The 9996-nt window shown below is 68.3% G+C and carries 9 protein-coding genes; 3 read left to right on the top strand and 6 right to left on the bottom strand.

Translation table 11 applies throughout. From position 1 onward, the window contains the following. Positions 1–7: 7 nt before the first annotated feature. The 6 genes from F1642_RS11320 to coxB all read right to left on the bottom strand — a co-directional run bounded on the left by F1642_RS11320 (position 8) and on the right by coxB (position 4311). Positions 8–679, bottom strand: coding sequence for an SURF1 family protein (locus tag F1642_RS11320; protein WP_045982856.1), 672 nt, complete (start codon positions 677–679; stop codon positions 8–10). 79 nt (positions 680–758) lie between these two features. Continuing rightward, the gene (locus F1642_RS11315; protein ID WP_045982855.1) at positions 759–1586 is read right to left on the bottom strand and encodes a cytochrome c oxidase subunit 3; all 828 of its coding nucleotides are present in this window, start codon (positions 1584–1586) and stop codon (positions 759–761) included. Between the two features lie 34 nt (positions 1587–1620). Next, positions 1621–2193, bottom strand: coding sequence for a cytochrome c oxidase assembly protein (locus F1642_RS11310; RefSeq protein WP_194886280.1), 573 nt, complete (start codon positions 2191–2193; stop codon positions 1621–1623). Then, positions 2190–2420, bottom strand: coding sequence for a hypothetical protein (locus F1642_RS11305; protein WP_046001387.1), 231 nt, complete (start codon positions 2418–2420; stop codon positions 2190–2192). Before F1642_RS11305 ends, F1642_RS11310 begins: the two co-directional genes overlap by 4 nt. Next, a complete protein-coding gene (gene cyoE, locus F1642_RS11300; protein ID WP_046001386.1) occupies positions 2420–3337 on the bottom strand; it encodes a heme o synthase in 918 nt (305 codons plus the stop codon). The genes F1642_RS11305 and cyoE overlap by 1 nt, the downstream gene beginning before the upstream one ends. A 68-nt stretch (positions 3338–3405) precedes the next feature. Continuing rightward, on the bottom strand, positions 3406–4311 hold the full coding sequence (gene coxB / locus F1642_RS11295; protein WP_084693889.1) for a cytochrome c oxidase subunit II: 906 nt from the start codon (positions 4309–4311) through the stop codon (positions 3406–3408). 208 nt (positions 4312–4519) lie between these two features. On the opposite strand from coxB, the gene tldD reads away from it, so the two are divergent. The 3 genes from tldD to topA all read left to right on the top strand — a co-directional run bounded on the left by tldD (position 4520) and on the right by topA (position 9957). Beyond that, positions 4520–5941 (top strand): metalloprotease TldD, encoded by a 1422-nt coding sequence (gene tldD, locus F1642_RS11290; RefSeq protein ID WP_127899097.1) that lies wholly within the window; start codon positions 4520–4522, stop codon positions 5939–5941. A 67-nt stretch (positions 5942–6008) separates the two neighbouring features. Beyond that, positions 6009–7145 carry a DNA-processing protein DprA gene (gene dprA, locus F1642_RS11285; RefSeq protein ID WP_194886279.1) on the top strand — a complete coding sequence of 379 codons (1137 nt, stop codon included), beginning with the start codon at positions 6009–6011 and terminating at the stop codon, positions 7143–7145. Between the two features lie 94 nt (positions 7146–7239). Further along, complete coding sequence (gene topA / locus F1642_RS11280; RefSeq protein ID WP_194886278.1) at positions 7240–9957, top strand: type I DNA topoisomerase; 2718 nt, start codon at positions 7240–7242, stop codon at positions 9955–9957. Positions 9958–9996 lie beyond the last annotated feature (39 nt).

Raw genomic sequence — 9996 nt, 5'->3', positions numbered from 1 at the left:
AAATCCTTTAGTAGCTGCGCTGCCTGATACGCCAGATCAGCGCCAGTGTCATCACCGCCCAGGTGGCCGCGATCAGGAACCACTGCACCGCATAGGACAGGTGGTTGTTGGGAATCCCCTCGATGGCAACCGGCAGGGGACGGGCGCCCTGATTGTCGCCCTCGACGGCGCTGGCCACGACCAGCACGGGCAACGTGTCCAGCGTCAGGGCCATCGCGTCCACGTCGCGGGCGAACCAGATGTTCTCGTCCATGTTCGGCGCCGGGGTCGAGCTGCTGGCATCCTGCGGCCAGTGCAGGTTGCCCGTCACCTGCAGGCGGACGGGGGGCCGGTCGATGCGACGCGCCTCCTGCGGGACAAAGCCCCGGTCCAAGAGGATCGCGCGCCCGTCATCGGTGACGAAGCGCGACACGATCTGATAGCCGGCGCCCTGTTCGCGGGTGTGGGACAGCACGTCGATCTCGGCCCCGGTGGTGGTGCCGCTGACCGTCACCGGCAGGTATTTCATCGACGGGTCGATCGCGTCCGGCAAGGGCACGGGATCGGCCTGAATGCCCGCGGTGATGTCTGCCAGCATGTCCTCCTTCCAGGCGCGGCGGTCCAGCTGCCACAGTCCCAGATAGATCAGGACGGCACAGCCGACGACGCCGAGGATCAGGGGAAACAGATAGCGGCGCATGGGGCGCTCCGGGGGGCAAGGACAACGAAAAACGCGCGGGACGATCGCCCCGCGCGCCTTGAACGGTCACCGTCGGGGATCAGCTGCCCCAGACATAGATGACGGCGAACAGCACCAGCCAGATCACGTCGACGAAGTGCCAGTACCAGGCGGCGGCCTCGAACCCCAGATGCTGGTCCTTGGTCATCTGGCCCTTCTGGAAGCGCAGCAGGCAGACGGCCAGGAAGATCGTCCCGATGATCACGTGCAGGCCGTGGAAACCCGTCGCGATGTAGAAGGCCGCCGCATAGGCCGTGTCGGCCAGACCAAAGGCCGCGTGGCTGTATTCGTAGGCCTGCAGGCCGGTGAAGACCAGGCCCAGGACCACGGCGATCGCCAGGCCGTTGATGGTGGTGCGACGGTCGCCCTCATGCGCCCAGGCATGGTGCGCCCAGGTCACGGCCACGCCCGACAGAAGCAGGATCAGCGTGTTGATGAACGGCAGGTGCCAGGGGTCGAAGGTCTCGATGCCCTGCGGCGGCCAGACGCCGTCGGTGATGGGGCTGTTCTCGCCCATCGGGTACATCGCGTGCTTGATGAAGTTCCAGAACAGCGACACGAACAGCATCGCCTCGGACATCACGAACAGGATGAAGCCGTACTGCAGGCCGATGCGGACCACCGGGGTGTGGTCGCCCTGCTCGGCCTCGCGCACCATGTCGGCCCACCAGGCGAAGGCCACGTAGAAGGTGCCGACAAGGCCGATTGCGAACATCCAGGGGCCGGTCACCGGCACGCCCATGACGGTCACCTCTCCGGACATCCAGGCCACGGCGCCGAACAGCATGACGAAGACCGCGATCGCGGTCAGGAACGGCCAGACCGAGGCCGGTAGGATGTGATAGTCGTGGTTCTTTGCGTGCGCCATGTCGGATCCCCGTCGGCTCCCTCGTGTATTCGTCTTAGTTGATGGTGTCGGCCGCGCCGCTGTCAAGCGCAGCGCTGCGCGGCTCGGTCCGATGGAAGGTATAGGACAGCGTGATGTCGCGGACATGACCGGCGTCGCGGTCGTCCACCAGCTCGGGGTCCACGTAGAAGCTGACCGGCATCTCGACCCGTTCACCCGGCTGCAGCGTCTGCTCGGTGAAGCAGAAGCACTCGACCTTGATGAAGTAATAGCCCGAGACCTCGGGGGCGACGTTGTAGCTGGCCGTTCCGGTCAGCGGCACGTCGGAGTTGTTCACGGCCTCGTAGAAGGCCAGACCGCTTTGGCCGATCTTCAGGTCCATGCGGGCCTGCATCGGGCGGAAGGTCCATTCCAGGTTGGAATCGGTGTTGGCGTCGAACCGGACGCGCACGACCTCGTCCAGGATCTGGTCCGATGCGGTCTCGGACACCTGCGTGGTGCCGCCGAACCCGGTCACCCGGCAGAACCAGTCGTAGAAGGGCACGGCCGCCCAGGCCAGCGCGCCCATCGTGACGACGACGCCCAGCAGCATCGCGACGGTGCGGCCCTCGGGGCTCAGACGCTTCATTCGGTCACCTCCTGCACGGGGGCCTGGCCCTGGGCCGGGGCCTGCGGTTCCATCGGGGTCAGCGACACGCGCGGCTGGTGATCGAAACCCTCGACCAGGCCGCCCTCCTGGACCTTGACCACCGTCAGGCCGAAGACCAGCGCGACAAAGCCCAGCAGCACGATGCCCAGCCCCACGTTGCGGGACCGGCGGCGGCGGTGGATCTCGTGTTCGGTGCGCAGGGCCATCACCAGCCTCCCATCCAGCTCTGCACCAGCAGGGCCAGGAAATGCAGGAACAGGTAATAGAGCGACAGCTTGAAGACGCGCCGTTCGACCAGATAGCCGTCGGCGATCGCGGCGTCCTCGTCGCGGCGCAGAACTTGCCAGCCGCCCCGGATGAAGGCCGCGTTCAGCACGACCGCGACCGCCATGTAGAGCGGCCCGCCGACCGAGGTCACGCCCAGCCACAGCGCGAAGGGCGCCAGGACCAGCGTATAGGCGAAGATGTGGCGACGCGCGGCGCGGCGACCGTGGGTCACGGTCAGCATCGGGACGCCCGCGTTGTGATAGTCCTCCTTCATGAACAGCGCCAGCGCCCAGAAATGGGGCGGCGTCCAGAAGAAGACCAGGGCGAACATCAGAAGCGATTCGATGCTGATCCCGCCGGTCGCGCAGGCCCATCCGATCATCGGGGGAAAGGCGCCCGCGGCGCCGCCGATGACGATGTTCTGGGGCGTCCAGCGCTTCAGCCAGACCGTATAGACGACGGCATAGAAGAAGATGGTGAAGGCCAGGAACCCGGCCGCGAACCAGTTCGCAACCAGGCCCAGCATCATGACCGAGATGATCGACAGGACCAGCCCCAGGCCCAGGGCCGCGCTGTGCTCGACCCGGCCCGACGGGATGGGGCGGCTTTGCGTGCGGTTCATGATCGCGTCGATGTCGCGGTCGTACCACATGTTCAGCGCGCCCGAGGCGCCGCCGCCCAAGGCGATGAACAGCACCGAACAGAAGGCGATGAAGGGATGCACGTCGACGGGGGCGACGAACAGACCGACAAAAGCGGTGAACACGACCAGCGACATCACACGCGGCTTCAGCAGCGCGACGTAATCGCGGAACTCGCCCTCGGGGGCGGCGTCATATGCGTTGATATCGGTCATCGCGCCTGCAATCTCTGTTCCTTGGCCGTGCCGGCAGGATGCCGCCACGGGCCTGGGTGGGTCCGACCTCAGTCGGCGCGGGCCAGGTCGACCTTGGCCGCGCCGTCCAGGCTGGCGGTCGGTGCGGGTTCGTCGCCCATGGTACCGCCCTGCTCGGCGACCCAGGCCGCATAGACCTCAGGGCTGACGGCCTTGACGACGATCGGCATGTAGGCGTGGTTGATGCCGCACAGCTCGCTGCACTGACCGAAATAGGTGCCTTCCTGCTCGACATTGAACCAGGCCTGGGCGATGCGGCCCGGAACGGCGTCCTGCTTCACGGCAAAGGCCGGGATGGTCCAGGAATGGATCACGTCGCTGGCGGTCACCTGCAGCAGCACGGTCTGGCCGACGGGCACGACCACCGTGGTATCGGTCGCCAGCAGGTATTCGTCGGGGGCATAGCCGTTCTCGGCCAGCTCCTCCTCAGGCAGCATCAGCGAATCGAATGCGATGCCGTTGTCGGGATATTCATAGGACCAGTACCACTGGTGGCCGGTGGCCTTGATCACGACATCGGGATTCTCCGGCATCTCTTGGCTGCGGAACAGGATCGGCAGGGAGAAGGCGCCGATGGCCACCAGGATCAGCACCGGGACCAGGGTCCAGCCGATCTCCAGCGGGGTGTTGTGGGTGTATTTCGCGGGCACCGGGTTCGCCTTGGCGTTGAACCGGAAGATCACGAACAGCAGCAGAAGGCAGACGAAGACCGTCACGACCGTGATGATGATCAGCACGAAATGGTCCAGCCATTGCTGATCGCGCGCCAGTTCCGTGGACGCCGGCTGAAAGCCCATGCCCCTTGCGACCGGCTTGCCGATCGTGGGCAGATCGCCCAGCACGTCCTGTGCCATCGCAGTCCCGGCCAACATGCCCGCCGTCGCGAACCCTGTCGCTGCCGCGAATGCACGGCCCATCATCGCTTTTGCCATCATTCCATCCCGTTGCAGTGGCCCGGCCCCAATGACCGCAGGGGCTGCCGGGAGGCTGCCCCTTTTCCTTTCACAGTGACCGTTCTATGACCATATCTCGCCCTTACGGGCAAGACATACCTACAGCATTTCCCCGCCCGAAGGAAACGCGACCCCCTGCCGCGCCCGTCCAAAGGCCCGTCCCCGCCCGCCAACCGCCAGGAGATCCGCCATGACCCGCCCGTCCTTCGACCCGTTCTCGACCGATCTGGACCGGGACGGCGCGCTGCGGATCCTGCGCGATGCGGTGGCCGGCGCCGATGACGGAGAGCTGTTCCTGGAACGCAGCCAGCAGGAATCGCTGGTCTTCGACGACGGCCGGCTGCGCAACTCCAGCTTCATGGCCGGGCGAGGCTTCGGCCTGCGCGCGGTGCTGGGCGAGGTCACCGGCTATGCCCATTCGACCGACATCTCCGAGGCCGCGCTGCGCCGCGCGGCCGAGACCGCGCGCTTGGCCGTGGGCCGCGGCGGCGGAACGGCCGCGATGCGCCCCGCGATGGAGCCGGTGAACCTCTATCCTGCGATCGACCCGGCCGAGGGCATCTCGACCGCCCGCCGCATCGCGCTGCTGCGCGAGATCGACGCCTTTGCCCGTGCGCTGGACCCGCGTGTCGTGCAGGTGACCATTTCCATGGGCAGCAGCCTGCAGGAGATCGCCATCCTGCGCCCCGAGGGCGGACTTGCCACCGACATCCGCCCCATGGCGCGCCTGAACGTCGCGGTGATCGTCGAGAACAACGACCGCCGCGAAAGCGGCAGCGCCGGCGGCGGCGGACGTCACGGGCTGGAACAGCTGATGGCCCCCGACCATTGGCAGGGCCTGGTCCACGAGGCGCTGCGCATCGCCCTGGTCAACCTGCGGTCGGTCCCCGCGCCGGCGGGGGTGATGGACGTCGTGCTGGGGCCGGGCTGGCCCGGCATCCTGCTGCACGAGGCCGTGGGCCACGGGCTGGAGGGTGATTTCAACCGCAAGAAGGCCTCTGCCTTTGCGGGCCTGATGGGCCAGCGCGTCGCCGCCCCCGGCGTGACCGTGGTCGATGACGGCACCATCGCGGGCCGCCGCGGCAGCATCAACATCGACGACGAGGGCACGCCCCCCGCCCGCAACGTGCTGATCGAGGACGGCATCCTGACCGGGTACATGCAGGACCGCCAGAACGCGCGGCTGATGGGCGTGGCGCCCACCGGCAACGGCCGACGCGAAAGCTTCGCGAATGTCCCGATGCCGCGGATGACCAATACCTTCATGCCGGGCGGCGACGCGGACCCCGCGGCGATCCTGGCAGACCTGCGCGACGGCATCTATGCGGTGGGTTTCGGCGGCGGCCAGGTGGACATCACCAACGGCAAGTTCGTCTTCAGCTGCACCGAGGCCTATCGCGTCAGGAACGGTGTCGTCGGCGACCCGATTCGGGGCGCGACGCTGATCGGCGACGGGGCGACCGCGCTGCAGCAGGTGCGCGCCATAGGAAACGACATGGCGCTGGACCCCGGCATCGGCAATTGCGGCAAGCAGGGGCAATGGGTGCCCGTCGGCGTGGGCCAACCCACGCTGATGATCGGCGGCCTGACGGTCGGCGGCTCGGCCGCCTGAGGGCGCGCGCTAACCGATTGTTAACCACCACGGGGCTATCCTGGGGCTGTCCTGCAGAAGGTGCCCCATGACCATCGGACTTGCCCCTGCCCGTTTCGGCCTGCCCGCCTCGGCCGTCGACGACGACCTGTCCGTGCTGCGGCTGATCCGGTCGCGCCGCGTGGGCCCCACCACGTTCCACCGTCTGATCGCCGAACATGGCAGCGCCCGCGCCGCGCTGGAGGCGCTGCCCGGGATCGCGGCCCAGTCCGGCATTGCCGACTATGCCGTCTGCCCTGAAAGCGTCGCCGCGGCCGAACTGGCCGCCGGTCGACGGGCGGGCGCGCGCCTGGTCCGCCATGACAGCGCCGATTATCCCGACAGCCTGCGCCAGATTGACGGCGCCCCCGCGATCCTGTGGGTCCGGGGCGACCCGGCCTGGCTGTCGCGCGACGTGATGGCGGTGATCGGGGCGCGCAACGCATCGTCCCTGGGGCTGCGCATGGCGCGCGGCATGGCCGCCGGGCTGGGAGAGGCCGGGTTCACCGTGGCCGCCGGGCTGGCGCGCGGCGTCGATACCGCCGCCCATGCCGCGGCCCTGCCCACCGGGACCATCGCCGTGATGGCCGGGGGCGTCGACGTCATCTATCCGGCCGAAAATGCCGATCTTGCCGCGCGGATCGCGGAATGCGGCGTGCTGGTGTCCGAACAGCCGCCCGGCACGGAACCTGCGGCGCGACATTTCCCGACCCGCAACCGCATCGTGTCAGGCCTGTCACAGGGCGTCGTGGTGATCGAGGCCGCACAACGGTCCGGCACCCTGATCACCGCCCGGAACGCGCTGGACCAGGGACGAGAGGTCATGGCCGTGCCCGGACATCCGATGGATGCGCGGGCGGCGGGCTGCAATGCGCTGATCCGCGACGGGGCGACGCTGGTGCGCAGCGCCGCGGACGTGGCCGACGCACTGGCGCAGACCCGGCCCCTGCCCGCGCCCGTCGTCATGGCCGCGCCCGACCCCCTGCCGCCCCCGCCGCGTGACCAAGGCGGTCCGATCCAGCTGGAAAGCCGCATCCTGCAGCGCCTGTCCCCCTCTCCGACCGAGGAGAACGACCTGATCCGCGACCTGGGCGTGCCGGCGGCGACGGCCAGCGCGGTGATCCTGTCGCTGGAACTGCAGGGCCGCGTGACGCGGCTGGCCGGGGGGCGTCTGGCGCTGTCCTGACCCCCCGTCTTGCGGTCTTGTGCTGTCACCCCCCGTTGACACTGCCCCGCCCGGCACCCATCTTGCCGCCCCATTGCAGTTGTCCGAGGTCATCATGCCCGTCGTCGTCGTCGAATCCCCGGCCAAGGCCAAGACCATCGAGAAATACCTGGGTTCCGACTATCGGGTTCTGGCCAGCTTCGGCCATGTCCGCGACCTGCCGCCCAAGGACGGCAGCGTCGACACCGACCATGATTTCGACATGAAATGGGAGGTCGCGGCCGACAGCCGCAAGCACCTCAAGGCGATCAAGGATGCGCTGAAGGACGACCAGACGCTGATTCTGGCCACCGACCCCGACCGCGAGGGCGAGGCGATCAGCTGGCACCTGCTGGAGGCGCTGGCACCGGCCCTCAAGAAGGGCAGCGCGGTCAGCCGCGTGACCTTCAACGCCATCACCAAGACCGCCGTGACCGAGGCGATGGCCAAGCCGCGCCAGATCGACCAGCCGCTGGTCGACGCCTATCTGGCGCGCCGCGCGCTGGATTATCTGGTGGGGTTCAAGCTGTCGCCGGTCCTGTGGCGCAAGCTGCCGGGCGCAAAGTCGGCGGGCCGCGTCCAGTCCGTCTGCCTGCGCCTGATCGTCGACCGCGAGATGGAGATCGAGGCCTTCAAGGCACGCGAATACTGGTCCGTCCATGCCCGCCTGGCGACCCCGGGCGGCGACGAATACGACGCCACGCTGGTGTCGCTGGCCGGCAAGAAGCTGGACCGGTTCGACCTGGCCGCCGCCGATCAGGCCGCGATGGCGCTGAGCGCGGTGGCAAGCCGCGACCTGAAAGTCGCGTCGGTCGCCGCCAAGCCCGCCAGCCGCAACCCCTGGCCGCCCTTCATGACCTCGACCCTGCAGCAGGAGGCCAGCCGCAAGATGGGCATGGGCGCCAAGGCCTGCATGTCGGCGGCGCAGCGCCTGTACGAGGCCGGGCTGATCACCTACATGCGGACCGACGGCATCGACATGGCCCCCGAGGCCGTGATGGCCGCCCGCGACGCGATCAAGGCCAAGTTCGGCGACAAGTACCTGCCGAAATCGCCGCGCATGTACAAGAACAAGGCCAAGAACGCGCAGGAGGCGCATGAGTGCATCCGGCCGACCGACATGATGCTGTCGCCGGAAAAGCTGAAGATCACCGCCGAGGATCAGCGCAAGCTGTACGACCTGATCTGGAAGCGGACCATCGCCAGCCAGATGGAGGCCGCCCGGATGGAGCGGACCACGGTCGAGATCGCCAGCCCCGACGACCAGGTCGGCCTGCGCGCCACCGGCCAGGTGATGCTGTTCGACGGCTTCCTGCGCGTCTATGACCAGGGTCGGGACGACGACGACGGAGAGGACAGCGCCCGCCTGCCCGCGATCACCGAGGGCGAGGCCGCGCGTCTGGTCGCCGACGCGTTCGACGACGAACTGGCCAAGGCCCGCGAGAAGGGCGGCGACGCGGTCGCGGCCCCCGCGGGGCTGAAGGCCGGGCCGGGCCTCTTGGTCAGCGACAAGGCCCAGGCCGCAGCGCGCCAGCATTTCACCCAGCCCCCGCCGCGCTATACCGAGGCCACGCTGGTCAAGCGGATGGAGGAGCTGGGCATCGGACGCCCATCGACCTATGCCAGCATCGTCACCACGATCCAGGACCGCGAATATGTCCGCAAGGACAAGAACCGCCTGATCGCCGAGGACAAGGGCCGGTTGGTCACGATCTTCCTGCTGAAGTATTTCCCGCGATACGTCAGCTATGACTTCACCGCCGACCTGGAGAACGAGCTGGACGAGATCAGCGCCGGCGACCGCCTGTGGCGCGAGGTTCTGAGCCGCTTCTGGAAGGACTTCTCCAAAGCACTGGAGGGCACGTCCGAGCTGCGCATCACCGAGGTGCTGGAGGCGATCGACGACGCGCTGGCGCCGCATCTCTATCCGCCGCGGGCGGATGGGGGCGATCCGCGCGAATGCCCGCTGTGCGGTCAGGGCCGCCTGAACCTCAAGACCGCGCGGTCGGGCGGGGCCTTCATCGGCTGCACCAACTATCCGGAATGCCGCTATACCCGCCCCCTGTCCGCCCCGGACGGCGAGGCGCCCATCGGCGACCGCGTGCTGGGAGAGGATGCGGGCGATCAGATCAGCCTCAAGACCGGGCGTTTCGGTCCCTATGTCCAGCGCGGCGAGGCGACCGAGGAGGCCCCCAAGCCCCCCCGCGCGTCGATCCCGAAGGGATGGGAGGTCGCGACCCTGGACCTGGACCAAGCCGTGCAGCTGCTGGCCCTGCCCCGCCCCGTCGGTCCCCACCCCGAGGACGGGGTGCTGATCGAGGCCGGGATCGGCCGCTTTGGCCCCTATGTGAAGCACGGGTCGAAATACGCCAACATCGCCGATGTCGACGAGGTCTTCACCATCGGCATGAACCGCGCGGTCGAGGTGCTGGCCGCCAAGCAGACCCGCGGCCGCGCCGCAGCGGCCGCACCGCTGCGCGAGCTGGGAGAGCATCCGGACGGCGGTCCGATCCAGATCCTGGGCGGCAAGTACGGCCCCTATGTCAAATGGGCCAAGGTCAACGCGACCCTGCCACGCGACGTCACCCCCGAGGATCTGACCGTCGAACAGGCGCTGGAGCTGATCGCGGCCAAGGCTGCGAAATCGCCGTCCAAGGCCAAGAAACCGGCCGCCAAGAAGGCCGCGCCCAAGGCAGCCGCCAAGAAGCCTGCCGCCAAGAAACCGGCGGCAAAGAAGCCCGCGGCCAAGAAGCCTGCCGCGAAAAAGGCCGCGGCCAAGCCCGAGGCCGAGTAGGACCGGGTGGCGGCGCTAACACGCCGCCCCCGCGATTGA

Origin of the sequence: Paracoccus sp. NBH48 (genome assembly GCF_015390265.1) — a bacterium.
Taxonomy (GTDB): domain Bacteria; phylum Pseudomonadota; class Alphaproteobacteria; order Rhodobacterales; family Rhodobacteraceae; genus Paracoccus; species Paracoccus marcusii.
The sequence above is the reverse complement of the archived record's forward strand: the minus strand, read 5'-3'. Positions and strand labels throughout refer to the sequence as shown.